The sequence below is a fragment of the Bacillus sp. FSL M7-0307 genome (assembly GCF_038627835.1).
Classification (GTDB): domain Bacteria; phylum Bacillota; class Bacilli; order Bacillales; family Bacillaceae; genus Bacillus; species Bacillus altitudinis.
Genome location: NZ_CP152023.1, coordinates 248214 through 274697, shown reverse-complemented (window position 1 = coordinate 274697; position 26484 = coordinate 248214). Strand labels below are relative to the sequence as shown.

Annotated in this window: 24 protein-coding genes; 13 read left to right on the top strand and 11 right to left on the bottom strand. The window is 43.3% G+C overall.

Annotated features, from left to right (window positions below; genetic code table 11):
- Positions 1-42: 42 nt before the first annotated feature.
- Entirely contained in the window at positions 43-1527 is a 1485-nt protein-coding gene (locus tag MHI41_RS01510) for an amidase (RefSeq protein ID WP_282834056.1), read from the bottom strand.
- Between the two features lie 189 nt (positions 1528-1716).
- On the opposite strand from MHI41_RS01510, the gene MHI41_RS01505 reads away from it, so the two are divergent.
- On the top strand, positions 1717-3330 hold the full coding sequence (locus MHI41_RS01505) for a S8 family serine peptidase (RefSeq protein WP_342494463.1): 1614 nt from the start codon (positions 1717-1719) through the stop codon (positions 3328-3330).
- Between the two features lie 36 nt (positions 3331-3366).
- Here the strand turns inward: MHI41_RS01505 and MHI41_RS01500 are convergent, their stop codons facing one another.
- Complete coding sequence (locus MHI41_RS01500; protein ID WP_017366538.1) at positions 3367-3903, bottom strand: DUF402 domain-containing protein; 537 nt, start codon at positions 3901-3903, stop codon at positions 3367-3369.
- Between the two features lie 114 nt (positions 3904-4017).
- Here MHI41_RS01500 and MHI41_RS01495 point away from each other — a divergent pair, with 114 nt between their 5' ends.
- Positions 4018-4224, top strand: a complete 207-nt coding sequence (locus tag MHI41_RS01495) for a hypothetical protein (RefSeq protein WP_008342164.1) — start codon at positions 4018-4020, stop codon at positions 4222-4224.
- A gap of 59 nt (positions 4225-4283) precedes the next feature.
- On the opposite strand, the gene MHI41_RS01490 is transcribed toward MHI41_RS01495, so the two are convergent.
- On the bottom strand, positions 4284-4820 hold the full coding sequence (locus MHI41_RS01490; protein WP_008342165.1) for a GNAT family N-acetyltransferase: 537 nt from the start codon (positions 4818-4820) through the stop codon (positions 4284-4286).
- A 211-nt stretch (positions 4821-5031) separates the two neighbouring features.
- Here MHI41_RS01490 and MHI41_RS01485 point away from each other — a divergent pair, with 211 nt between their 5' ends.
- A complete protein-coding gene (locus MHI41_RS01485) occupies positions 5032-6249 on the top strand; it encodes a multidrug effflux MFS transporter (RefSeq protein WP_060832035.1) in 1218 nt (405 codons plus the stop codon).
- Between the two features lie 208 nt (positions 6250-6457).
- Here the strand turns inward: MHI41_RS01485 and MHI41_RS01480 are convergent, their stop codons facing one another.
- The 4 genes from MHI41_RS01480 to MHI41_RS01465 all read right to left on the bottom strand — a co-directional run bounded on the left by MHI41_RS01480 (position 6458) and on the right by MHI41_RS01465 (position 9051).
- Positions 6458-6628, bottom strand: coding sequence for a hypothetical protein (locus MHI41_RS01480; protein ID WP_170861584.1), 171 nt, complete (start codon positions 6626-6628; stop codon positions 6458-6460).
- Entirely contained in the window at positions 6625-7212 is a 588-nt protein-coding gene (locus tag MHI41_RS01475) for a DUF1700 domain-containing protein (RefSeq protein ID WP_017366536.1), read from the bottom strand. Before MHI41_RS01475 ends, MHI41_RS01480 begins: the two co-directional genes overlap by 4 nt.
- A complete protein-coding gene (locus MHI41_RS01470; RefSeq protein WP_342494462.1) occupies positions 7205-7522 on the bottom strand; it encodes a PadR family transcriptional regulator in 318 nt (105 codons plus the stop codon). Before MHI41_RS01470 ends, MHI41_RS01475 begins: the two co-directional genes overlap by 8 nt.
- Positions 7523-8220: 698 nt before the next feature.
- Entirely contained in the window at positions 8221-9051 is an 831-nt protein-coding gene (locus tag MHI41_RS01465) for a YitT family protein (RefSeq protein WP_025206673.1), read from the bottom strand.
- Positions 9052-9387: 336 nt separating this feature from the next.
- Here MHI41_RS01465 and mmuM point away from each other — a divergent pair, with 336 nt between their 5' ends.
- From mmuM to MHI41_RS01450, 3 genes are all read left to right on the top strand, one after another.
- Positions 9388-10326, top strand: coding sequence for a homocysteine S-methyltransferase (gene mmuM / locus MHI41_RS01460; protein ID WP_212357369.1), 939 nt, complete (start codon positions 9388-9390; stop codon positions 10324-10326).
- Positions 10327-10372: 46 nt separating this feature from the next.
- A complete protein-coding gene (gene mmuP / locus MHI41_RS01455; protein WP_249856037.1) occupies positions 10373-11776 on the top strand; it encodes an S-methylmethionine permease in 1404 nt (467 codons plus the stop codon).
- Between the two features lie 113 nt (positions 11777-11889).
- On the top strand, positions 11890-12510 hold the full coding sequence (locus MHI41_RS01450; RefSeq protein WP_148780766.1) for a hypothetical protein: 621 nt from the start codon (positions 11890-11892) through the stop codon (positions 12508-12510).
- Positions 12511-12856: 346 nt separating this feature from the next.
- On the opposite strand, the gene MHI41_RS01445 is transcribed toward MHI41_RS01450, so the two are convergent.
- Both MHI41_RS01445 and MHI41_RS01440 read right to left on the bottom strand, forming a co-directional pair.
- Positions 12857-13339, bottom strand: coding sequence for a hypothetical protein (locus MHI41_RS01445; protein WP_007498435.1), 483 nt, complete (start codon positions 13337-13339; stop codon positions 12857-12859).
- Between the two features lie 107 nt (positions 13340-13446).
- A complete protein-coding gene (locus MHI41_RS01440; RefSeq protein ID WP_342494461.1) occupies positions 13447-16113 on the bottom strand; it encodes a S8 family serine peptidase in 2667 nt (888 codons plus the stop codon).
- Between the two features lie 242 nt (positions 16114-16355).
- Here MHI41_RS01440 and MHI41_RS01435 point away from each other — a divergent pair, with 242 nt between their 5' ends.
- The 6 genes from MHI41_RS01435 to MHI41_RS01410 are packed head-to-tail and all read left to right on the top strand — an operon-like array spanning position 16356 to position 23845.
- Complete coding sequence (locus tag MHI41_RS01435; protein ID WP_057078637.1) at positions 16356-16814, top strand: PTS sugar transporter subunit IIA; 459 nt, start codon at positions 16356-16358, stop codon at positions 16812-16814.
- Positions 16811-17140 (top strand): fructose PTS transporter subunit IIB, encoded by a 330-nt coding sequence (locus MHI41_RS01430; RefSeq protein ID WP_007498438.1) that lies wholly within the window; start codon positions 16811-16813, stop codon positions 17138-17140. Before MHI41_RS01435 ends, MHI41_RS01430 begins: the two co-directional genes overlap by 4 nt.
- A gap of 36 nt (positions 17141-17176) precedes the next feature.
- Positions 17177-18295 carry a PTS fructose transporter subunit IIC gene (locus MHI41_RS01425; RefSeq protein WP_017358746.1) on the top strand — a complete coding sequence of 373 codons (1119 nt, stop codon included), beginning with the start codon at positions 17177-17179 and terminating at the stop codon, positions 18293-18295.
- Between the two features lie 28 nt (positions 18296-18323).
- Positions 18324-20987: a mannosylglycerate hydrolase gene (gene mngB / locus MHI41_RS01420; RefSeq protein WP_057078639.1), complete on the top strand. Its 2664-nt coding sequence runs from the start codon at positions 18324-18326 to the stop codon at positions 20985-20987.
- Positions 20988-21044: 57 nt separating this feature from the next.
- Positions 21045-21929 (top strand): ROK family protein, encoded by an 885-nt coding sequence (locus tag MHI41_RS01415; RefSeq protein WP_057078640.1) that lies wholly within the window; start codon positions 21045-21047, stop codon positions 21927-21929.
- A complete protein-coding gene (locus tag MHI41_RS01410; protein WP_342494460.1) occupies positions 21926-23845 on the top strand; it encodes a BglG family transcription antiterminator in 1920 nt (639 codons plus the stop codon). The genes MHI41_RS01415 and MHI41_RS01410 overlap by 4 nt, the downstream gene beginning before the upstream one ends.
- A 61-nt stretch (positions 23846-23906) precedes the next feature.
- On the opposite strand, the gene arr is transcribed toward MHI41_RS01410, so the two are convergent.
- Positions 23907-24323 (bottom strand): NAD(+)--rifampin ADP-ribosyltransferase, encoded by a 417-nt coding sequence (gene arr / locus MHI41_RS01405; protein ID WP_272511956.1) that lies wholly within the window; start codon positions 24321-24323, stop codon positions 23907-23909.
- A 399-nt stretch (positions 24324-24722) separates the two neighbouring features.
- Here arr and MHI41_RS01400 point away from each other — a divergent pair, with 399 nt between their 5' ends.
- On the top strand, positions 24723-25040 hold the full coding sequence (locus MHI41_RS01400; protein ID WP_272511955.1) for a hypothetical protein: 318 nt from the start codon (positions 24723-24725) through the stop codon (positions 25038-25040).
- A gap of 21 nt (positions 25041-25061) precedes the next feature.
- Here the strand turns inward: MHI41_RS01400 and MHI41_RS01395 are convergent, their stop codons facing one another.
- Positions 25062-26483: a glycoside hydrolase family 1 protein gene (locus tag MHI41_RS01395; RefSeq protein ID WP_342494459.1), complete on the bottom strand. Its 1422-nt coding sequence runs from the start codon at positions 26481-26483 to the stop codon at positions 25062-25064.
- Between the last annotated feature and the right edge of the window lies 1 nt (position 26484).

Genomic DNA, 26484 nt, shown 5'->3' with positions numbered 1-26484 from the left:
TGACACTCCTTTCCTCCATAGACCAACGTCGATGCCATTGTATTATTGATTCAGTAATGGATGCGTTCCTTTCCATAATGAGGATGATTCTATTTCTGACGCCAGTCTGAGCAGCCAGTCCTCTTTTCCTTTCGGTGCTGTCACCTGTACGCCCAAAGGCATGCCTGCTTCTGTGAGATGAACTGGCACACTCATAGATGGCTGGCCGGTTAGGTTAGCCAGCTGTGTAAATGGTGTGTAGGTCAAACTCTTGAGGAACATTTCATAAATCAGATCCTGCTGTGCTTGCATTGAAAGGGATGACACACGTAACAATGCAGAGATTTCTTGATCGTTATGCATCAGCTCGCCAACCTTTGGAGCCGAATAGGCAGTAGCTGGGGTCACATATAGATCGTAGGTTTGATGAAATGCGGCCATTTTTGCAGCGGCCATATCCCATGCATCAAGACTTTCTGTATAAGCAGCAGCTGTCACATTTTTTCCTGCTTCCGCCAGTACCCATGCCACAATATCTGTCTCCTCAGGCTTCACCGGACGCCCGAATGAACGAGCCAGAGAGGTAAATAAGGCAGACATTTCACCGCTGTTCATGACATAATACTGCTGCATCAGATGGACACCATCAATGTTCGGCTTCGCTTCCTCTATTTGATGCCCTTGTTCACTCAGCCATTTCACTGTGTTCAAGACTGCCTGCCTTGCTTCCTCACTGACCTTCGTGCCTACTGGAGAGTCTACACTGTAAGCAATTCGCATAGAAGAGGTTCGTTTCACCAAATCCTCCTGATAGCTGCCGTCATATAATGGCGTTTGGAACGCAGCCTCTGGCTGAATGACTTGAAGCAAATCAAGCAGGGCTGCACTGTCTCGAACTGTTTTTGTGAGCGTAAAGTCAATGGAAGCTCCTTGCCACTGCCTTCCTGCACCCGGGCCGACCGGTGTTCTCCCCCTTGTTGGCTTGAGTCCAAATAAACCAGTAAAGGATGCCGGAATCCGAATAGACCCTCCGCCATCACTCGCTCCACCCGCTGGTACGATGCCGCTTGCCACAGCTGCTGCCGTCCCGCCGCTTGAACCGCCCGGAGAATAGTCAGCATTCCAAGGGTTTCTCGTCGGACCATATAAAAAGGGTTCTGTCACATTTCTCAATCCGAATTCAGGTGTGTTCGTATGACCGATCATGAGGAGCCCAGCCTGCTTCAATCGACGGACAAAGTGGGAATCTGTTTGCGCCTTTACATCCTTTAACAGCAAAGCACCCGCCGTCAAAGGTTCATGCTCCAGCCCCTGCGATATATTTTTCAACACAAACGGAACACCAGCAAACGGCTGATCCGCATCTAGTGACTTCATGTCTTTGAACACTTGATCTCGCCTTGTCTGAATCACCGCATTTAGTACTGGATTCACTTCTTCCAATCTAGTAAATGCAGCTTGTACAAGCTCTTCGGGCGTGACCTGCTTTTTCTGCACAAGTGATGCCAGTCCCGTCGCATCATACGTCATATACTCTTTTACATTCATCGGCATGTCCTTCTTTCTCATATTATGATCTCTCTATTGTCTACTAGAATTCTATGAAATTCAATTTCGGGATACATGTGAAAAAAAACTTTCTTTCTAGACTATGATTCTTCTAACCATCCATCTTATTTCTCCGATATAATAAAGAAAAAAAGACGGAGGTCACCTCATATGCAAGGAGCCATTGCCTTGAAAAAGAAAATCGTCGTGGTCATCGCGTTTCTTCTTGCTTTGACAACTGCTTTGCCCTTCCATTCGCAGGCAGCTGCACCACCAAAAGAAACAGATGTCATCATCGTCTATAAAAATCAAAAAGGAAAACAAACAGCTATTCAAGAAAGTGAAAAAGTGAACGCTCAATACATACATCTTCCAGCTGTAGCAGTGACAGCAGATGAGCAAGCTGTCACCTCACTTAAAAAAGACCCGAACATCGCTTATGTTTCAAAAAACGTTAGGGTCAAACTCGCTGCTGCTACCGTGAAAAAAACGGCTGCTGCTACTGGTCAGGATGCTTTGGTACAAAAATCTTATAACTTGCAGAAGCTCAATGTAAAGCAAGCAATCAAAGAAGGTGTGACAGGGAAAAATGTGAAAGTAGCCGTTCTCGATACTGGCATTTTCCCACATGAAGATTTAAAGGTGGCCGGCGGTAAATCATTCGTCGATTACACGTCTTCTTACAAAGACGATGAAGGACATGGAACACATGTCGCCGGTACAATTGGGGCGCTCAATAATGATTACGGTACGGTCGGTGTCGCTTCTGGTGTGAAGCTGTATGCTGTAAAAGTATTAGATAAAAAAGGAGAGGGCGACTTATACAGTCTGCTCCGAGGCATTGATTGGGCGATTAGCAATAAGATGGACATCATCAACCTAAGTCTAGCTTTTGAAGATAACATTCCGATTTTACGTTCAGCAGTTGATGAGGCATACAAAAAAGGACTGCTGGTCGTTGCTGCAAGTGGAAATGATGGAAAGAAGAATGGTATTAGTTATCCTGCCGCATACAATAGCGTCATTGCTGTTTCCGCAACGACTGACAAAGACAAACTCGCCTCCATCTCTAATACGGGGAAAGGAATTGAATTTTCCGCTCCCGGCGAGAACGTCATCAGTACCTATTTGAAAAATGAATATTGGTATGCAACGGGTACATCACAAGCGGCACCGCATGTCACAGGGATGCTGGCGCTGTTAAAACAGCTACATCCTAAGAAAACAAATGTTCAGCTCCGCACTTTATTGCGAAGCTATACAGTGGATCTTGGCGCAAAAGGAAAAGATCCACAATTCGGCTATGGCCGCGTGCAATATGTGCCGCAGTCAACCTTTTTAAAAGCTGCGACAAGCGCAGTCAAGACAGCCGAAACATCTAAAAAACAGACAGATGTTGATCAAGCCAAAACGAAAATTGGCAGACTCACTGCCAGCAAGCAAAAAACCGCACTCACTGACCGAGTCAAAAAAGTCCAAACAGCCATTGATATTCGTGACGCACGAGCGAAGGTCAAATCAGCTGAAAAAAGTAAAACCCAAGGCTCGATTAAAAGTGCTCAAACGGCCATTAAAAAGCTATCCAAAGGCAAAGAAAAAACAAGCCTGCAAAACCGGCTCGACAAAGTCAAAAAACAAGTCGCCTATCAAAAGAAAGTGACGGATGCCAAACAAAAAGTCAAAAAAGCCGAAGCCAAACGAACAAAGAAAACAAAAGCAACCGCTCAAAGTGCGGTCAAACAACTAAAAGCATCTAAAACAAAAACTGATTTACAAAAACGACTAAACCGGATCAAGGTTTGATAAAAAACGATTCCTTGCTGAAAGGAATCGTTTTTTCTATTTCAACATCTTCTGAAACAAGGTGTGAGGATATTTCCCTTTCGCATCCAGCCTCACTTGATCGAGAATGTGCGCTAACGAATGGATGACATCATGTAGTGCTCGTTGAACAGAGCCGTGTTCAAAGGAAGCTAAACTCTCCGGCAGTTCATCTTCATCCAAAACAAAGAAATCACCATTCGGAAGAACGAGAAGATCAATCAATAAATCTTTAAAAACAACCGCCCGTTCTTCAAATCGCGTATGTCTGACGATATTTAAATAAGAGCCAAGTTCATTGCCTTGATCATCCCGCCAAAAATAGACATTGTAAGGTCGGTCCGTCCAATAATAGGCGGTCGTATAACTCCCTTTTGGAATCGTGACAGTGCCATCACCAGCAACCATTGTAAATGGTTCTTGAATTTTATGAAACAACACGACTTGCTGCTCCTGTGCGTCTAACAGCTGACACGTATGTTCCACAACCTGATCATCGTATTTGATTTTTCTCTCAATGACGTCATCCCAAGAATTTGCATATAGCGGAAACAATCGGTCACAACCCCTTCTGCATCTACTTCTTATTCTAGTATACACTGCTTTCTTTTGAAGAAATAAAGGTTCACTGCTGCTGCCTATGGAAGACAAATGGTGAGGTGAAAACAAATGAACGGAATCACAATCATCGAAACCGTAGCAGAACTCGGACAAATCATCTTGGTTTTTTGTGGCTATGCCCTTTACTGGCGGCTTGTGAAAACGAAAAGAGATCGAAAGCTAACCCCTTATGAACATGTGTTGAAATTCTTTGTCATGTTCGGGTTAATCTCTTGGTGCTTTTCATATATGGCACTGAACGTATGGGTGTCATGAGAAAAAGGAAGAGTCCCGTCCATGCAGGACATACTCTTCCTCTTCTTATTCGATGTATGTTATGAGCCAGCCGGCTGTTCTTTTTTAATCACATACTGATAGCTCTTCACATGCGTCCCATTTTGATTCACAAATTCTTTATCAAGTGCCCGTTCAAAGCCCATTCTTTCATATAAACGAATGGCGGCCTGCATTTTATCCGACGTATGAAGGTACAGGACGTTCTCGCCCCACGATTGCGTTAGTTCTATACTTTTACGCAACAATGACTCTGCAATGCCTTTTCCTCTCACATCAGGATCTACCCCTAAAAACCGGACAATCGCTGAAGTAATGCCCATCTCCGGCTTGTCATATGCCTGTTCTGATGATCGAAACATTTGAAGGGTCCCCACGACCTTGCCCTCAAGCTCGGCCACGAGCATCAACTCCATGTTTGGGTTATCTACAGCCGCTCGCAGCGCTGCAGAATAATTTTGCCAGCCTTCCTCTGTAAATTGAGGCTCATACTGTGCGTATGATTTGATCAGCACATGTGTGATCGCCTCATGATCTTCACTCACCGCTTGACGAATGATCAACTCTTGTTGCTCCATGCCAGCACCTCCTGTTTGTCTATGAATGGATATACGTATCATGCAATCACTGCATGCCGATGATCTGATTCTTTTCTCTACTCATTCAATGTAAAGAGTCTCCTTCGAAAGATCAATGATTTTGCACGAAAACTTCTTTGAAAATTTTGATTGAAATGGAAAGCTTGATTCATTATGCTGATTTGAGGACGTATACGAGGAGTGGCATCATATGAATTCTTTATCTTATCCCCAAGAATCGAAAAAAAATCGATTCCTCCTTGCCGCGCTTCTTGGCTCTTTAACAGCCCTTGCACCGCTGGCAATGGATATGTATTTACCTGCTTTACCTAATATCGCCCGTGACTTTGAAGCAAGCACGGCGCTGTCTCAGTTAAGTCTCATGGCTTGTTTGATTGGACTTGCGCTTGGACAGCTGATTGCAGGTCCAATCAGTGATACAGTTGGCAGAAGAAAGCCGCTGATGGTTGGATTGATCATTTTTATTGCGGCCTCTCTTTTATGTACAGTTGTCACATCAATTTGGACATTCATTCTTTTAAGACTGATTCAAGGACTTGCTGGTTCAGCAGGCATTGTCATCGCACGAGCCATCGTGCGAGATCATTATGAAGGCTCAGAAATGACGAAATTCTTTGCTTTGCTCATGTTAGTCAACGGAGTGGCTCCAGCAGCGGCACCGATCGTAGGCGGACAAATGTTACGGTTCACGACGTGGCAGGGTGTGTTTGTTCTGCTAGGAATCCTCGGGGCGCTCATGCTCCTAAGATCGATGTTTTCATTGAAAGAAAGCTTACCTGCGGAACGCAGACAGACTGGAGGCTTCAAACAGATCCTAGGTGCGATGAAAATTCTAGCGAGCGATCGACTCTTTGTCGGATATGCTCTCTCACAAGGACTTGTCTTCGCCGCCATGTTTGCGTATATCTCTGGATCACCGTTTGTATTGCAGGAGATTTTCAACCTTTCTCCGCAGGGCTTCAGCGCTGCCTTTGCGGTGAATAGTCTTGGCATCATCACAGCCGGACAAGTATTTGCCCGCGTTGCTGCGAAAATTGGTGAGGAGAAAGTTCTTCGCATTGGGCTGCTGACAGCTGCTTTAGGGGGCGTCACCTTGTGTGTGATGATCTCTATTGATGCAGGATTGTATGGCATTCTCATTCCGCTCTTTTTTGTGGTCTCAAGCGTTGGGATTGTCGGCACCTCTGCACCGTCTCTTGCGATGCAGCATCACGGCGCACATGCTGGAAGTGCCGCTGCCCTCATCGGTGTGGCGCAAATGCTGCTAGGCGCTTGCATGACACCACTTGTCGGCTTAGCTGGTAGCCAGACTGCCTTTCCAATGGGGCTGATTATTATGCTCTGTGACCTTGGCGCACTCTGTTGTTATTTTTTCTTTGTTGCCAGAGCGAAAAAAAGACCCGCATAAGCGGGTCGCAGATTGTTGACAAAGGGCTAAAATGAACTTGATTTTAGCCCTTTGTCTTCTTTTCAGCGTGATAGAAAACCTTTGAATTCTAGGAAAGACGAGTACCGGCGCGGAGCGAATTTGACATTCGTGAGCACCGAAGCGCAGGACTGACACCGAATGCGAGGGTTTGTCTACACGCTGAGACCCGCATAAGCGGGTCTTTCATTTATGGCTTGCTCCAATTGATCGTGCGGAACACATTGTTCTGGTCATTGTTTTGATATGCATCTAGGTCAAAGCCTGAAAGTCCAAAACCAATTGCCATGATCATGCCTCCAACAACGGTGAAGATGATCCCCCATTTGATGCATTGCTTTTTTAAATCATTCACGTTCATACTCTCACGACCTTCTTTTTAAACATTCCCATGAATGCCTTAGTGGTTTGAACAGTCCCTTGCACAAATAGCTTTGTCAAATACGCCGTGGCTATGCCGCTTAATAATCCGACACCTAATAGAAGAATACCAACTCCGATCTGCGTCACCACCACATGCAAACCGTCTTGAAAGATAAACGGAGAACCAATGATGCTCCAAAAACCGCCGAGCAGACCAACTAGCGTCATTGTACCTGTCACGAGTGGAATGCACCAAATCACCATATACACAGAAAGAAACAGCAGGAAGACTGTTGCTAGAATACTGCCCCATAACGGAAAGCCCAAAATGAGGATGGAGAGCCTTGTGGCTTTTTCTCCAAACGTCGGCACCTGAACGGTTTTGATTCCTTGTTCCTTCATAATCCCTTCAGCGATGATGGCAGGCTGACCGACTTGATGAACTGCCTCCTGTTCACTGTAGCCATCTTCCTGATAGTCCTCGATCATTTCATCGTAATACTCGATGAACCGATCACTTTCTTTTTCGCCTAGACGATGCAGATGCTTCTCCAAGCTGGCTAAAAATTCTTTTTTATTCATTGCTCTGTCCTCCAGAAATAAAGTCGTAAATCGCCATCACTTGATCCCATTCCGCTAAGAACTGCGCGATATGCTCCCGTCCGTTCTTTGTCATCCGGTAGTATTTTCTTAATCGACTGCTATGTTCCTGTGAATAGGTCTCCACATAATTGTTTTGTTCTAACCGCTTTAATATTGGATATAATGTCGATTCTGAAATCTCAATACAATGGGACATATCTTTAATCATTTGATAACCATAGGAATCGCCTTTCTTTAAAACTGCCAGTACACAGAATTCAAGTAAACCTTTTTTTAATTGTGCATTCATGATTACAACTCCTAACCATTTATACTATACAATACATAGTATGATGTGACAAGAGGTATCTTTTGCAACTTTTCACACTCAACGTCCCTATAAATTTTCATACAGGAAGTTTCTCTTTCTTCAAGGCTTCACCTGATCAAGATAAATCTAGCGTGTGTCTATTGTAAACAACGAACATAAACAAGAACGAATATCAATAAATTAGGAAACAACCCATTTAATCTCTTTATTTTAAAGGGATAAGCTGAATTTCATGGAATTAAGAAGTTCATTCACAATGGCTTATCCTTATGATCATCATACTAAGTTTTACGAACACTCAACTCGAATTAAAGTGATGAGAACGGCTGAAAGTGGCTAGTTCTTTTCAACCCAACCAATAATACCAAATAATGTCAGAACTTAAAAAACGAGGAGCTGATGACCTTGAAAAAAATGTGGAGTAATTATCTCACTTTAGTCATTACACTAACTTTGTGTTATATCGTGTATTTGTTCATCTTCAAACAACCTTTTACCATTACACCCATCATCCTGTTTGTGGTGGGAGCGGCCATTGCTGAGTGTATACGCTTTTTCGTTCTGAAAAGTAACGAGAAGAAAGATGATACCCTAAAAAAATAGTCACTTAAACATAAGATCACTCAACATATGAAAAGACACCCCCACTTTATAGTGGAGGTGTCTTTTTTTACTTTTTATATATTCACAAATCCTTCTCCAAACACATCACGCACGTCATGGACAACAACGAATGCGTCTCGATCAATTTTCTTAATGATTTTCTTTAAACGCATCAGCTCCTGTTTTTGAATGACCGCATAGAGAATTTCCTTCGATTCCTTTGAATAATGACCGCGACCGTTTAATATTGTCACGCCTCGATCCAAGGTGTGATTGATTTCTTCTGCAATATCATCTTTGCATGAAGAAATGATCGTCACTGCTTTTTTCGTGTTAAGCCCTTCTATGACGAAGTCCATCACCTTAGTCGCCACATACAGCATCACAATCGTAAACATTAATTTTTCCGCACCAATAATAAAGTAAGAAGCAAAAACAACGATCAGATCAAAGAACAAGATGGCGTAGCTCACGTTCCAGTCTAGATACTTATTCGCAATTCGCCCGAGGATAGCAGATCCCGCTGTTGTACCGCCCGCTCTTAAAACAAGACCAATGCCAATCCCAATGATGATCCCAGCGAAAATAGAACCAATGATCAATTCATGGACATTCACCACCCATGTAGTGGTCAAATGTAAAAATAGAGAGTTACTTGCGACAGCTACCACTGTGTAGATCGTGGTCTTCTTGTCCAAGTATTTATACCCCACAAGTAATAAAATCGCATTCAACACAAGGTTTGTCAGCCACGGCGCAATCTCAAACATATAGTAGAAAATGATGGACAGCCCCGTTACGCCGCCTTCACCAAACTCAAGTGGAATGACAAACATGTTCACAGCTGCAGCAAATAAAAAAGAACCGACTAGAATCATTGCAATATCTTTTACACATTTTTTCAATTTCTTCTTTCCTCCTTTTTTAAGCATATAAAAAACCCTCTTTCTGCACGAAAGAAGACAGTCGTTGGACAAAATAAAAATCAAAAGACGGCGCCTTTTGATGAAGCTTTCTGAAATGAACCTTTCCATAATATATATCTCTTTTTAGAGGCTGTCAATGACTTGGTTTTCTATTATTTCAACTGTATGTTTATGCACTCAAACCCGCATGTTTTCAGGGTTTTTCCGTCATATGATGCTTATTCCTCTCCTTGACAAAAACACTTTAGTCATTTAAACTACTGCCTCATATCATATCCATTATTTCCGATCGACAAAGGAGGCTGTTTGATTTATATGAATCCTATTCAAAGCCGATTACAGGCTCACGCACCTTTGATTTTAGATGGTGCACTTGCAACGGAGCTTGAACGAAAGGGCTGTGATTTAAACGACAGTTTATGGTCAGCCAAAATCCTCATTGAACAGCCAGAATTGATTCAGCAAGTACACTTGGACTACTTCCAAGCAGGTGCTGACTGTGCAACAACAGCCAGCTACCAAACGACGATTGATGGCTTTGCTGAAAAAGGCTACACAAAAGAAGAAGCCATCGAATTAATGAAACGATCTGTCACTTTAGCAAAAGAAGCATGCGAGCAGTTTTGGCAGGATGAGACACATCGTAAAGAACGGACAAAACCATTTGTCGCTGGATCTGTGGGGCCCTTCGGCGCTTATTTGTCTGACGGTTCAGAATATAAGGGAAATTACGGACTCACAGAGCAGGCGCTCATTGATTTTCACAGACCAAGAATTCAAGCTTTAGTAGAGGCTGGTGCAGATATTCTCGCTTGTGAAACCATCCCTTGTCTCATTGAAGCAATCGCCATCGCTAAACTGCTGGAGGACGAATTCAGCGGTGTGTATGCGTGGATCACGTTTAGCGCAAAGGATGGCAAGCACATTAGTGAAGGGGATCTGCTGAGAGACTGTGTACAAGCGCTCGAGCCATATGAGCAGATCGCTGCTGTTGGCGTAAACTGTACACCGCCGCAATATATGTCTTCTCTTATTCAGGAGATGAAAAAAGGGACGAGCAAACCGATTGTCGTGTATCCGAACTCAGGGGAATTATATGATCCTGAAGAAAAGGTTTGGAGCGGAGATACGTCTCACCATACATTTGGTGAATGTGCGCAGCAATGGTATAAAGACGGCGCACAAATCATCGGCGGCTGCTGCCGGACGACACCAGAGGATATTACAGATATCTTAAAACAGGCAACATCGTAGCATCATGACTCAACACACATACTTCTAAGCAAAAGGGCGGGAAGACATGGAACAAGCAAAAGATCAGTCACAACAATATCAACGAAAAATGACAAGCCGTCACCTGTTCATGCTTTCTTTAGGCGGCGTGATTGGCACAGGACTCTTTTTAAGTTCAGGATATACGATCAATCAGGCCGGACCTGCGGGAACGATTTTGGCTTATCTGGTCGGGGCATTAATTGTGTACCTCGTGATGCTCTGTTTAGGTGAACTGTCTGTCGCAATGCCGGTTACAGGCGCTTTTCACACATATGCAACAAAATACATTGGGCCCGGCACAGGCTATACAGTGGCTTGGCTTTATTGGCTGACATGGACCGTGGCACTTGGTTCAGAATTTACAGCGGCAGGTCTTTTAATGCAGCGCTGGTTCCCGGACACATCGGTTTGGATGTGGAGCGGTGTCTTTGCGCTTCTCATCTTTTTACTCAATGCTTTTACAGTCAAGTTTTTTGCAGAATCGGAATTTTGGTTTTCTAGCATTAAAGTCATGGCTATTATTCTCTTTATTATCCTTGGCGGAGCCGCAATGTTTGGATTGATTCCACTAAAAGGCGGTGAGGCTGCTCCGTTCTTCTCTAACTTCACTGGAGATGGGGGTCTCTTCCCAAACGGCTTTTTACCGATTTTAATGACCATGTTGGCTGTTAATTTTGCTTTTTCGGGTACTGAGCTGATTGGGATTGCTGCGGGGGAAAGTGTCAATCCAGATGAGACCATTCCCCGGGCGATTCGCACGACTGTGCTGCGCCTTGTCCTGTTTTTCGTCGGAACGATCGTGGTCTTAGCCGGCTTAATTCCAGTAGAAGAAGCCGGGGTGATCAAAAGTCCTTTCGTTGTGGTATTTGACCGCATCGGTATTCCTTATGCGGCAGATTTCATGAATTTTGTCATTCTGACAGCGATTTTATCTGCTGCAAACTCAGGGCTATACGCCTCATCTCGCATGCTATGGTCCCTTTCTGAAGAACGAACATTACCTAAAAAGCTGGCAAAATTGACGCCAAAGGGAATTCCTTTGAATGCACTCATTTTGAGTATGATTGGAGGCATTCTCTCTTTGCTATCGAGTGTCATCGCACCTGAAACGGTGTATCTGGTTCTTGTTTCAATCTCTGGACTCGCCGTTGTTGTTGTATGGATGGGAATTGCAGCTTCACAGTTCATGTTTCGCAAAAAATTCTTACAGGATGGCGGACAGCTTCATGATTTATCTTTCCGAACCCCGCTCTATCCGGTGGTTCCGATTGCTGCCTTCCTCCTATGCCTTGCATCTGTGATCGGCATTGCTTTTGATCCAAATCAGCGTATTGCTCTTATCTGCGGTATCCCTTTTATCGCACTCTGCTATGCTGCCTATTACGTGACAACATGGATTCAGAAAAAACGAGAAAACCCTGGTGTATAGCACCAGGGTTTTTTGTTTGCCCCAAAAAAGGATATCACTAGCAAAACAAAGACATTTTGGTATATGATAGGAATCTATGATTTTCAGGACGAATCAAGGGAGCTGTTTTTAATATGGAAATGACCATTACAAGAGCATTAAGTGAACTGAAAATGTTAGATAAAAGAATCAGCCGAACGATTGATGAAGCCGTACTCGGTGGTTTGATCATCGGGAAACATATACAGAACGGATTTCAAAATCAAGAAGAAGTAGAAAAAAAGGCAAAAGCAGATGACCAATCGATTCAAGCATTAATCAAACGCCGAAATGCCATTAAATCAGCCATCGTTGTGTCGAATGCTACGACAACGATTGAGGTGGCGGGTGTTAGCATGACCGTAGCAGAAGCTATTGAACGCAAGACATCCATAGATTACGATATTCGTTTTTTACGAAAATTAAAAAAGGTCTACACAGAGCTGGTTGACAGGTCAGAACAAATCAATGAAGATGTGAAAAAGAGACTGGATCAACATTTAGAAACACTATTTGGGAAAGACGGAAAAACACAAGCCGCTGCCAACCAAGAGATCGTCAAGTCATTCCTAGCTGAAAATGAGGCGGCGATCATTGACCCTCTTCGTCTTCGAGTGAAGATTGAACAGCTTTCGAAAGAGATTGAAGATTTCCAAATGGAAGTGGATTTCTCCTTATCAGAAAGCAATACCTTGACAAAAATACAGATCGACTAGTCGATTTTGTTAGTGAGCCGAAAATCGATAGGACTAAACACCTCCGAGGGAAAGGTCATTCCCTCCTCATCTGATGATCATCTTAGGATGATCCATGATAAAAGCTCAAAGCTGAACGTTCAAAGCTGAAAGCTCAAGTATTCAAAGTTCTTATCCATCAAAGCTCAAGATGTAAAGCTCAATGCTCGATCGAATCTGGGAGAAACGGCTCATGAGTGTTTGTTTATCGACTCTTTCGGTTGCCGCCCAGCAGGTTTGCTAACAAAAAGAAAAGGATGTCACTAGCTGACATCCTTTTTTTCTATGAAAACGACAGGAATTTCGCCAAGTCGCCTCTTCTAGCAAATTAGTAACGTGATGTATATGCCAAATGGTACACACTTGTCACATTTGAAGATAGCGTGATGTCGTTTGAAGTAAAAGTCACTGGAACGATATCGTAGTAATGTGTAGACCAGCCTGCATTATTGTATGTACGGTAGCCTGCACCTGCAGGAACTTGAATCGTTAGTGAAAATTGTCCATTCTCGTCTGTTGTACCTGTCGCTGTTTGAGCATATGATTTGATTGCTGCTTCAAAATAAAGCTGAATTGGCTGATTCGCCATGAGTTGACCACTTGTGTCCTTTAATGTTCCTTTAAAAGTAGCTGGATAATATGAACCTACACGATATTTACTGCCAGAACCGTAATTAACCATACCACCGTCTGCTGCTGTGACGCCTGTTACTTGTACGGATGCTGGTACTGCTCCTGTTTCCTCTGCATGTGCAAAGCTTGGGAAAACGAGAAGCAATGATAGAAAGAAAGCAAACATGATTTTTTTCATCGATAAATCCTCCTTTTTTTTCCTACTATATTACTATCGACAGTTATTGTCATTTTTCCAGTAAAAAACAAAAACTTCCCTTTTTATTCAAAAGGGAAGCTGCAAAACTATTTTTTCACAACAACTTTCACTGCTTTACTTTCTCTTTTTCTCACATCTGAAGCCGTCACATACAAGACGGTTTTGGCTTTTTGCGGCTTGATTTTAGCCGTAAATGCGCCTTTGCTATTGGTTTTGACCGTTTGAATGACTTTCTTTGATTTGTTCTTCACCTTGATTGTCAAGCCTGCACCCGCAGTTCCTTTGACCGTTTTACTTTTCACTGTTACTCGATTCACCTTTGGCTTAGCTGGTGCTTTGCCCTTTTTCACGACCGTTTTGAGCGAAGTCGCAGCCTTTCCTTTTGATATCTTGATGTGAAGCACTTTATTTTTGTTTTGATGCTTGATCTTCACACTAAAGGTTCCCTTTTTGCTTGCCGTGCCTTTTCCAAGCAGGGTTTTGCCTCTATACACAGAAATGGCAGCGCCGGCTTTCGCCTTTCCTGTCACCTTTTGATGCTGATCTTCTACTTTGTTAACTGATGCGTTTAATTCAACAGCACTTAATGCGGCAAAAGCATTGAGTCTGCCATGTCCTGTCATCCAATCGATACCCGGAATTTTCGGATCAACAACAGGCTCGTCATTTTCATCATAGAAAATGTCATCTGTTCCATCAACAGCTTTAAATGAAATATCATCCGCTGTATTTTGTAAAATATTTCTCACTTGATTTGGTTTCAGGGTTGGATTTTTAGAAAACAGTAATCCTGCTGCTGCTGCAACATACGGTGTAGCCATTGATGTCCCGCTTAGGTATGAAACATTCCCATCAGGCATTAAGCTTGGAATATCAGACCCTGGTGCAGACATGCTTAATCCTTTCCCATAGCTTGAGAATTCAGCGGCAATATCCATGCGATTGCTTGCACCAACTGCCATGGCGTACTTGGAAGTCGCAGGATAACCCATTTCTGGAATGCCATCGTTTCCGCTCGCCACTACCACTAATACATTTTTTTGTGCAGCATAGTTCATCGCATATTCAATGACCTTGCTGTAGTAGCCACCAAGGCTCATGTTGATGACCTTTGCACCTTTGTCCACTGCATGTTTAATGCCAAGAGCAATATGCTCTGTATCTCCATATCCATACGCATCCAGCACTTTGACTGGGATGATTCCTGTATGTTGATTCAACCCTGCCATGGAGTAATGATTATCGGCTTTTGCTGCAATGATACCTGCCACATGGGTGCCGTGGCCATTGTCATCAATTGCATCTTTATTTCGGCCGATCAGATTGGCACCTAAGTCTGTGCGAACCGTTCCGCTTAAATCGGACAAACGGCTGTCGACACCTGTATCCACAACAGCAATTAACGTTTGCTTCATTTTGCTTGTGCCAATCAATGTATTCATTTGTTCAAACTTCACATCAGCGCCTTTTTTCCCACTGTTTTGGGCACTGTTTTTCAGCGGCCACTGGTAACCATACTGCGCGTCATTGCTAAGCGCACGATACGTTTGTACAGGCTCTGCAAATTCAACATTCGGCATACTAGAAAGCTTTCTCGCCGTGCTTTTGATCACAGCTTTGCCTGCTTTAAGCGTTTTGCCAGCTGATTCTTTCCCTGCCGGTACATCGTAAACATACATTCCTTTAAATAAAGGATTTACTGACTGAGATGTCACACGGTTTTCTTGAATTCCGTAGCCTTTCATCTTCTTTTTTGCGGATTGAAGCGTTTGTCCATCCTTTAATTTAAAGATGATTTTGTTTGTGTTGACCTTTTCTTCTGGAACAAGCTTTTGTTTCTCTAATACATAACCGATCGATTTTCCTTCAAGCTGATCGATTCCTACTTTTTGTCCCACTGTTTCTAATTCCTTTTTTAGATAGGCTGGACTTGCCTCTTTGAGCATATCAAAAAGGGAACGGATCGCCTGTTGCTCTTTCTCTGTGACGATATGACCGCTGAATGCACCATTTTTCTCTACGTCATTCAGCAATGATTTTAATGTAAGCAAATGATTGTACACCGTTTGCTGCTTTTTTTGATTGTTGATGAGTTTAGATTTGAGAAACGGTTTTGTTTTTTGTAGCAGACGTGTAAGCTTCTGACCATCGGCTGTTTCATTGAATCGTTTGTCTTCGATCGTACGAATAGATTGAAGAATTTGACGTCCATGCTTTTTCTCAATAATGATGATCCCTGGCTCTTCTTCTTCAGGGAAAATCGGTTCAGATGGCGGAAGATTCGCGCCTTTATACCCGATTGTATATGCTGCATCCTCTTCCTCATCACGGCTGTCTTCCTCTGAACCTAAATACAGCACTTTGACATAGTAAGGACCTGACCATGCATGCGGGAAGTTGATTTCTGTCTCTCCACTTGCTGTGTCCACACGATATCTCGAATAAGTGTCATCCTTTATCGCTCTATCCTTACTTGGGTAGACCGATACAGATAACACTTGTTTGCTTTTGACAGCAATTTGCATATGTGTATGTTTTGCCACATCTTGTGCAGATGGCGTGATTTGGTACCATGACTCTTCTTTTTCATTCTGTAATGTACCTGAGATGACTTCACCATTTTTTAACCCAATGGCTTCATTGACACTTGTGCCCTTACTAACTGCTGATGCCTCGTACCCAGGTAATGCAGCCATACATAGAATGATGGCCATGAGTACAACCACACAGGATTTGACCTGCTTTTTAAACATGAAAAGACCCCCTTATCTTTTACAATACCTTGGAAGAATATCACAGAATCCCTTTTAGTAGAATCTGTTTTTGACATAATTAAACTCGTTTTAAGCTAGGATTTGAGATATTCAGATGGCTAGTCTGATCGCTTCATAAACTTTTTGCCATTTCAAACGGAAAATGATGCTATTTAACCATGTCGAAAAGTACATTACAATCAAATTGTAAGCGCTTAACAAACAAGAGAGAAGGGATCAGCTTGTTCCAAAAAGATCATGTTTTTACACAAGTAAACGGTCGATCAAAGAATGAGATTTTACAATACATTTCCGAGAAAGCTGAAGACCTTCACATTACAAACGATCAGACAGGGTTATTAACAGATTTGTTGAAACGCGAAGACGAAGTCTCAACAGGACTTCAGCAAGGTTTTGCGATTCCTCATACAAAAAGCTCTGCTGTTCAAACGGCTTCACTTCTCTTTTTAGAACTTGAACAACCCATTGAATGGGGAAGCTTCGACGATTTGCCAACAAGCTATTTATTTACACTGCTCGTTCCACTAGAAGAGGCCAATGTCACACACCTCAAATTACTGTCTGGCATTGCCACAAGTTTAATGGAGCCTGCTTTCATCGAAAAGATTCAACCCGGTCAAACAGCAGACTATTATTACGAAGTCATTGAACAACAATTGAAAGAGGGGATTACACAATGAAAATTGTCGGTGTCACTTCATGCCCAGCAGGGTTAGCTCATACACCAATGGCAGCAAAGGCATTAGAGAATGCGGGTAAACAGCTTGGACACGAAATTAAAATCGAGCAACAAGGAATTATGGGACAGGTGAATGGCATTACAGCAGAGGAAGCCAAGCAGGCAGACCTTTGCATCATCGCCTCCAATCAGCACATTAACGACGCTGAACGCTTCTCAGGTATTCCTACTGTACGTGTCGAAATCGGACGCGCCTTAAAAAATGCCGAGCAAATCATCACAAAAGCCGTTGCGCTGGTTGAAAAGAAAAAATCTGAATCCCAATAAACAGGAGCAATGCCATATAGAAAGGAGCAAAGCAGAATGAAAGCAAAATTAAAAGTCATTGAAGGCCACCTCATGACCGGTATTTCTTATATTCTTCCGGTGATCATCGGAGCTTCACTTATCGTTGGTTTAGCCAAACTAGTCGGGTTAGGTTTTGGTGTATCAGATTTAAACGCCTATAAAGATGCAGGCGGCATTTTACATGGTGCCTATTTGATGGAACAGGTTGGCTGGACAGGCATTGGCTTAATGAACGTACTGCTCGCTGGCTTTATTGCCTATTCGATTGCGGATAAATCTGGTCTTGCAGCCGGCTTTATCGGCGGAGCTCTTGCCAGCTCAACAAATGCTGGTTTTATCGGCGCCGTCATTGCAGGTTTCTTTGCCGGATATGTCGCTCTCTTTGTGAAAAGAAAAATTCAAATTCAAGGCTCCGCAGCTGGACTCGTCCCTTTGCTCATCTTACCGCTCATTACTGTTGGCTTAACCGGACTTCTCATGTCCGTTCTGCTAGGCGGTCCATTAGGGGCTTTGAACACCGCATTAATTGAATGGATCAAAGGCATGGTCGCAGATGGAACAAGTACACTCGCACTTGCTCTCATTCTAGGTGCAATGATTGGCTTTGATCTTGGCGGCCCAGTGAATAAATCAGCTTGGATGGCTGGTAACGCGCTCTTCCTATCAGGTGTCTATCTTCCTGCCATTCTCGTCAATATTGCGATTGTCATTCCTCCGCTTGGATACGGGCTTGCGACATTGATTCGAAAACGCAACTTCTCTCCTACGTTTAGAGAAGCCGGACGAGGCGGTCTTGTAATGGGGATTATCGGGATTACAGAAGGAGCCATTCCCTTTACACTCGTCAATCCTTTGAAATTGATTCCGCTGAATGTCGTCGCTTGTGCTGCTGGAAGCGGGGTCGCTGCCTTATTAGGTGTCCATGACATCATGCCGCCAATTGGCGGACTATACGGATTCTTCTCAGTAGGAAACTGGTGGGCGTATTTAATCGGCGCACTAACTGGCGCACTTGTTATTGGAATTGGTGCCAACCTACTTGTGAACTTCTCTGAGAAAAAAGAACCCCAAAAGCCAGAACATGATCAGAAGCAGAAAGAAGAAGATGATTTTGACCTTGTGCTAGAAGGATAATTTGAACAAAGAAAGGTGTCGTTACACAATGACTGTCAATGTACATGTGATTCCACATACTCACTGGGACCGGGAATGGTATTTTACCACCTCCCGCTCCCGTATCTACTTAATGAAAAGCGTAATGGACATATTGGACACCCTCGAAACAGATGAACGGTTCCATTACTTCATGCTCGATGCACAAGCATCCTTGCTAGATGATTACTTGAAATGGCGCCCAGAGGATGAGGATCGAATTAAACAGCTCGTCACAGCGAAACGTCTCATCATCGGTCCGTGGTATACACAAACGGATCAGCTCGTTATTTCTGGGGAATCGATTGTACGGAACCTGCAATATGGGATTGAGCGCTGTCAGCAGTTCGGACATGTCATGAAGGTCGGTTATGTCCCTGATTCCTTCGGTCAATCTGCACAAATGCCTCAAATTTATCAAGGCTTTGGTATTATCGACACAGCCTTTTGGCGCGGCGTTTCTGATCATATGACGAATCACACAGAATTTAATTGGCGCGGGGCTGATGGCAGTGAAGTGTTTGCAGTGAATCTGCCATTTGGCTACTACTATGGTGGAAATATTCCTGAGAAGGATGAAGACCTGCAAGCCTTTCTTTCTGAAAAAATCGGGGCGCTGCAAGCAAAAGCCACGACAAAGAATGTCTATTTTCCAAATGGCTTTGACCAGGCGCCTATTCGTAAAAACCTGCCTGACTTATTAGAAAAAGCCAATGAAATAGACGAGCACCACTATCAAATCAGCAGTTTAGAAGATTACATTGCAGCAGTGAAAAAAGAGCGGACTTCTTTTGAGACATTAGAAGGAGAACTCATTCATGCCAAGCATATGCGAATTCATAAGTCCATTTTTTCAACAAGAGCAGATTTGAAAATCTTAAACAACCAAATTGAAAACTATCTCGTCAATGTGATGGAGCCAATTCTTACAATCAGCTATTCACTCGGACACGATTATCCGCATGACACCGTACGTGACATTTGGTACCTCATGTTTGAAAATGCAGCGCATGACAGCATTGGCGGCTGTAACAGTGACACGACAAATCAAGACGTTTTCTTCCGCTACAAGCAGGCAAAAGAAATTGCCGAGAACCTGGTGGACTTACACATGCGTCTCATCGCCATCCGGCTGCAAACTGAGCAAGAAATCACGTTCACTTTATTTAATACACTGCCTTCAAAGCGCTCTGAAGTCATTGAAATCGAAACCTTTATCACAGAACGTCCATTTACGCTAAAAGACGCTGATGGACGAACTCTTCACTACACAGTCAAAAGCAAAACCGATGTGACAGATTATGTCTTAGCACAGCAGATTTCACTTAACCCAAGCAAAGAGGTGTACATGCCAAAGCAAGTCTGGAAAGCTGTTTTACTCATTGAAGCAGTCGACTTGCCATCCGTTGGTTATACACAAGTCAGCATGGTTTTCGATGAATCTAGTGAATCCATTTTGGAAAAAACAGAAGGTCGTGTCATTGAAAATACGTATTATCGCATTGCAGCAAATGACAATGGGTCATTAGAAATTACGGATAAACAGACCGGACGAACTTTCTCTGAGCAAATGATCTTTGAAGACAACGGAGATGATGGGGATTCTTATAACTATTCACCACCGCGTGAGGATCTTTATGTATCATCTAAAGATATCTCATCAGCTGACATCACCGTATCTAAAAGCAGTTTACAGGAAGAGCTCATCATCAAGCTTCAATTGACTGTCCCATATGATTTAGAGGAACGTTCGGAGCAAAAGGTGACGACTTCGCTCCCGATCACAGCGAAGGTGGCTTTAAATAAAGATGAAGCGGTCATCCGTTTTCATGTGAATGTTGATAACCATGCGCTAGACCACCGTCTACGGGTACTCTTTGATACAGGTATTGCATCAAACGTATCACTCAGCGATCAACAGTTTGGCACCATCGAACGTCCAACGGAGCTGACACAAGAGCTAGAATGGTGGAACAATGAACATTGGGAAGAAAAACCGATTACCATTGAACCCATGCAATCATTTGTTGCACTTCGCGATGAAGCATATGGTGTCTCTCTTTTGACGGACTGCGTCAGAGAATACCAAATCACAGGCGCGGGCTACACAACCATTGCTTACACACTCTTCCGCTGTTTCGGAAAAATGGGGAAAGAAAACCTTCTTTATCGTCCCGGCCGGGCTTCTGGAGAAAAAATCGTAGAAACACCGGACGCCCAGCTTCAAGGATCGCTATCATTCTCCTTTGGCATGCACTATAGCCAAGAAGCGGTGAATGAAGGACACTTGGCTCAGCTTGCTAAACGTTACACCACCCCGGTTCAGTGCTACGAGCGGGCAGACTTTTTAAACGGTCGTTTAATTTTCTCTTTCCGAGATGAAAAAGAAGACTTACAATCTACTTATAGCCTGCTTGACATTGAAACAGACGGGGCCGTTCTAAGCGCTTTGAAAAAAGAAGAGCATGGAACAGGCATTGTCATTCGTCTCTTCAATCCATATTTAACACGTCAAACAGCCGCTTCAATCAATAGTTCATCTCTACAACATGGAGAAACAGCGAATTTAGGCGAAACACCTGAAGGACATATACTGAAAGCACAACATGGATCATTACACATTGAACCGCTCACACCTTGTCAGGTACAAACCTACATTGTAAAGAAAAAATGAACATGTAGGGGCGGGATCCATTTGGATTCCGCCTCTCTTTAATGGAGGGCATTGATCATGCGAATTGGAGGCATCGAAGCAGGCGGTACAAAATTTGTCTGCGGCTACGGAACAACAGACGGAACGATTGAACATATGACTTCCTTTGCAACAGGGAATCCAGAAGAAACATGCCGGCAAGTGATCGAATACTTTACAGAGCATCCAGTCGATGCGATTGGCATAGGCGCATTCGGGCCTGTCGATGTAAAAGAGCACAGCCCCAGCTATGGAACGATTCTCGAAACACCTAAAACAGCTTGGCGCCAATTTCCATTACTCTCAACCTTAAAACAAGCACTCGGTCTCCCTATGAAGCTTGATACGGATGTGAACTGTGCGGCGCTCGGTGAAGCTCGTTTTTCAACTGACACAGACAGACCAAATTCCTTGGTCTACATCACGGTTGGGACGGGAATCGGCGGCGGTGCCTATATTGAAAACCGCCTCATTCACGGACTGCTTCATCCAGAAATGGGACATATCACCGTTCAGCGCCACCCTCATGACACCTATGGGGGCTGCTGCCCTATCCACCATGATTGTTTAGAGGGACTAGCATCTGGACCTGCCATAGAAGGCCGATATCATACATTGGCACAAATGCTGCCAGAGGAGCACCCTGCCTGGTCACTTCAAGCTTATTATCTCGGGCAAATGACCGCAAATTTATTACTCACCCTTTCACCAGAACACATTATTTTGGGTGGAGGTGTCATGAAACAACCGGCTTTGCTGCCGCTCATCCTTGAAGAAACAGACAAGCGGCTTCATGATTATTTACAATTACCAAAGCCATTAAATGAAATCGTCACAAAGCCTTCCTTTGACGGATTATCTGGTTTAATGGGAGCCCTCGCCCTTGGAGCTGATGCCTTAAAGGAACAAGGAGCGGCGCAATGATGATGACGGCAGATACTCGAACCTACCAGCTCATTCAGCGGCTATTTGAAACGAAAGGGTTCGTGAAGCTGGAGGAGCTCACTGCCTCTTTTCGCTTATCTGACCGCTCCATCCGCAATTTAATCAAAGAAGCAAACGAGCTGTTAACACAAGCTGGAGCCATGATCAAGACCATCCGCGGGAAAGGATATACGCTCTTAACAAGTGACCAAGACGCTTTCCTGCTTTGGCTTCATCAGCAAAAGCTTCCTGCCCGCTCTCTCGTACCCGTCATGCCAGAAGAGCGCATACGATTTATGATGAGAAAACTATTGCTTCAATCAGACTACTTAAAAATTGATCAATTAGCAGAAGAATTGTTCATCAGCCGTATGACGGTCAGCAGTGATTTAAAAAAAGGACGGGAGCTGTTAGCCCGTTACGGTATGACCCTTGTCTCAAAGCCTGGATTTGGCTTAAAAGTAGAGGGAGACGAATTGCAAAAAAGGACGTGCTACGCAGACTTACTGCTTGAAGAAGAACCCGCCCTATCTCATATAACTGAGCGGGAACAGCTTCATTTTCCTGACATTTCACTTGAAACCATTCGATCCATTGTGCTGACAAATCTATATCAAGAATCACTGCTCATTAAAGATATTGCCCTAAAGAATTTAGTGATTCACTTAGCGATTGCCATTCAGCAAACGCAAAAAAAACAGCGGATACCCGCCAGTACCACTCACACACAAAGACCGCCAGTGTTAACAAGAATCGCTCAAAAGATCACTCATCAAATAAGTGACACGTTTCACGTCACCTTATCAGAGGATGAAACAGATTACTTGGTGATGCATCTCTTAGCGAATCAAACGTGGAAAGAAATCGATGAGCACCAAACGACAGAAGAAGTGCGTCAGGCGGTGACACAATTTCTCCAGCACATTGAAAAAACAAGCGGTCATCGTTTTGTAGATGACGATATCCTACGTCAAGATTTGATGCTGCATATGAAGCCATTATTAAATCGAATTCAATACGGCGTGTCTTTACAAAATCCGCTTTTGCATGAGATCAAAACTTCTTATCCTTATCCGTTTGATTTGGCTGTCAGCGGACTCAATGTCTTACAGCTGGTGCGGACGCCAAATGAAGATGAGGCGGCATATGTTGCCTTACATATTGCTGCTTCATTTGAAAGAAGTCATCTTGACACCTCGCAAAAAAAGAGGGCCATTATTGTATGCGGGTCTGGACTAGGAACGGCACGGCTGCTTGAAATTAAATTGAAGGCGGCCTTTCAGCATGAGCTTGAGATTGTTGAGCTTTATTCTTATCAGGATTACGCTTTTAGCACGACTTTGCCATGTGATGTGATTATTACAACCGTACCTCTCGCACCAAAGGGGAAACCAATCATTCAAGTGAATGCTTTTTTTGAACACCATGATGTCCAGCGTGTGAGTGAGGTCATTCACCTGTTAAACGGACACGGTTTCCCTTCGCAGGAGCTGATGGCTTTTTTCCAAGAACGATTGACCTTGTTGGATGTGAACCTTTCAAGCAAAGAAGAGGTATTAGATACGCTTTGCAGCCGGCTGGAGGCGCATCAGCTTGTTTCATCTTCTTTTCGTTCCTCCGTGCTGGAGCGGGAGCAAATGTCATCGACCTATCTTGGCAAGGGAATTGCAATGCCTCACCCGCTCATCACAAATGAAGGCACCTCCTGCGTGGCAATTGCACGATTGAAACAGCCGATTGATTGGCAGGGAGATCAAGTATCTCTGATTTTCTTATTAGCCATTCAGAAAGATGACGCTGCCTGCATGAATCAATTTTTTGAACAAGCTGTCGATTTGTTAGACAGTCCTGACCGCCTTCAATCCTTGACACATGCAAAGACATTTGATGAGCTGATGCATGTCCTGTTTCAATAGCACTAAAGGCCGCCCAATTGAGATCGGGCGGCCTTTTATTCATCTATTCCTTACATACGAATCAATCGTATATGACATTTTTTCCTTCTTCCCTTAACTTTTTTAACGACGTCAGCATATGATTGATTTCTTCATCGGAATGTCTTTCCCACGCACCTAATTCTGCGACTATTTTCAAGGGAGATGTCGACCGGTAAGAACGGGTCGGGTTCCCCGGATACCTTTGATCCGTCAAATTCGGATCATCTTCAAACTCGCCTGTCGGTTCCACAACATAAATTCTCTCTTTGGAATCAGATCGAGCTAATTCAGCTCCCCATTTGGCTGCGTTTAATGCTCCAGTAAAATAGATGTGGTTCGATTGTTTATCCTGATAATTGGATAAATGCAACGGTTCAAGCAGGTCCCCAATCTTCAATTCTGCTTTCGTCCCATGAAAAAACGGCCCAGGATCTAAAACATCTTTCTTGTCATTCATACAGCCACATCCCTTATCGTTTTTGACTTGCGTATAACAATATACGGGCTGATGCGGGCGGAAAACAGTCTATAAATGAGATTAAATTCGGGGTATAATGATAGTAGAGAGTAAGGTGTGATTTGTAAAATCCAGCAAGTTAAAAAAACAGCAAGAATACATACAAAGCAGTCTTCTTGAAAGAGATAAAGAAACTAAAAAATTAATTGCGGCAACGGAGCAAGAGGAAAAGGAAGGAAGAAATTTTGGTGGCAGTTTTGGAAATAGCGTATTGAAGGATATCTGATCAGGATTGAAGAAGATGAGGATAAAGTAGCCAAAGAGACGTTTTGATGTTTTATCTGGTTGGCGTGTTGGCACATAATCAATTAAATTCTTCAGGAAGGGTGTAATGAGATAATGAAAGATAGAGAAAAGATTTGTCATATATATGCTCAAAAAAGTTGGCATATGGATTCTTATATTATTGGTAATCGTGAGGGTTTAATAGAATTAAAGAGTGCTATTGACCAAGCATTGAAAAGTAATGTTGGTCAAGCTGAATTGTTTCCATCAGATTTAGAGGATTATACAACTTACGTTGCTTTAGTTGATGATAAAGAAGAATTGGATTCACTTATTATGCCTTACACTGATGAGGATAATGATGATGAAAACTTGATACATCCAGTTGATATAGTTACAAGTCATGAAGAGAAAAAAACCCCTAAAAATTAGGGGTTTTTTAGTGTGATATTGTTACTTCCCGATGTTCTCTCCATTTTGCTCGATCAATGTTTCATACCAATAAGAGCTCTTTTTCCGAATTCTTTTGAGGTCTTTTAGGTCAAATTCATCACGGTTGACGTAGATAAAACCGTAGCGTTTTGAGCAACCTTGGTGTGTACTGATTAAGTCGATGGCTGACCATGGGCAGTACCCGAATACCTCAACACCGTCAGTGATCGCCCATTTGATTTGTTCAATATGTTTTTCTAAATAATCAATTCGGTAATCATCCTGAATCGATCCATCCTCTTCTAACTTGTCAAAAGCGCCCAGCCCGTTTTCCGTAATAATAAGAGGTAGCTGATAGCGGTCGTAAATCTCACGCATCGTTGATCGGAAACCGGTAGGGTCAATCTCCCAGCCAAATGCATTTTTAATTAAGAACGGGTTGTTCCCGCCTTTGTAGACGCCATCTTCACCAGATTTTAAATGCTGATCTCCACCGCGGGCAAATTCATCATTGCCATCTCCTTTACTCGCTTCAACCGTTTGAGATGTGTAGTAGTTAAAGGCAATGAAGTCTGGTTTTGCACTTTTCAAAATATCCATATCTCCCTCTTCAATCACAGGAAGAATGTCTTTTTCCTTCATGTATGCCCATGCAAGGTTGTTATAACGGCCGAATACCGCCATATCAAGATACAGCCAGTTGCGGATCGCATTGTAATTAGCCGCAGCAATGACATCCTCAGGTTTTGGAGATGCCGGGTAAATAAGGGCGATGTTTGGCGCTGGTCCGATTTTCGCCTCAGGCAGCAAACGATGACAAAGCGTCATGGCTTTCGCCTGTGCCACAAGCATATGGTGGTTCTGCTGATATAGTTCTTTTTTCGGATTTTCTAAATTTGGATCCAGTGTACCTAGAGCTGATCCATGTAAGATCATCATGTTTTGTTCATTAATCGTCAGCCAATATTTTACCTTCTCGCCATACTCCTGGAACAAAACCTCCGCATAACGTTCAAACGCATCGACTGTCGAACGATTTGACCAGCCGCCTTTCACTTGAAGCGCATGAGGTAAATCAAAGTGATACATCGTCACAATTGGTTCAATGTCATAGTGGCGCAATTCATCAATGAGAGAATGGTAGAATTCAATTCCCTTTTGATTGATCTCCCCATCTCCATCTGGAATGATGCGTGTCCATGCAATGGAGAAACGATAAGCCTTCAAGCCCATTTCTGCAAACATCTTCACATCCTCTTTATATCGATGATAGTGATCGCTGGCTACCTTAAAATCAGTTGTTCCTTCAGGATAGCTTTCTCTCATATCAATGACTGAAGGTCCCTTGCCATCCTCGTTCCACGCACCTTCTACTTGATAGGCGGAAGTCGATCCGCCCCAGAAAAAGTCTTTTGGAAATGGTGCTAGTGTTGAATATCTCATG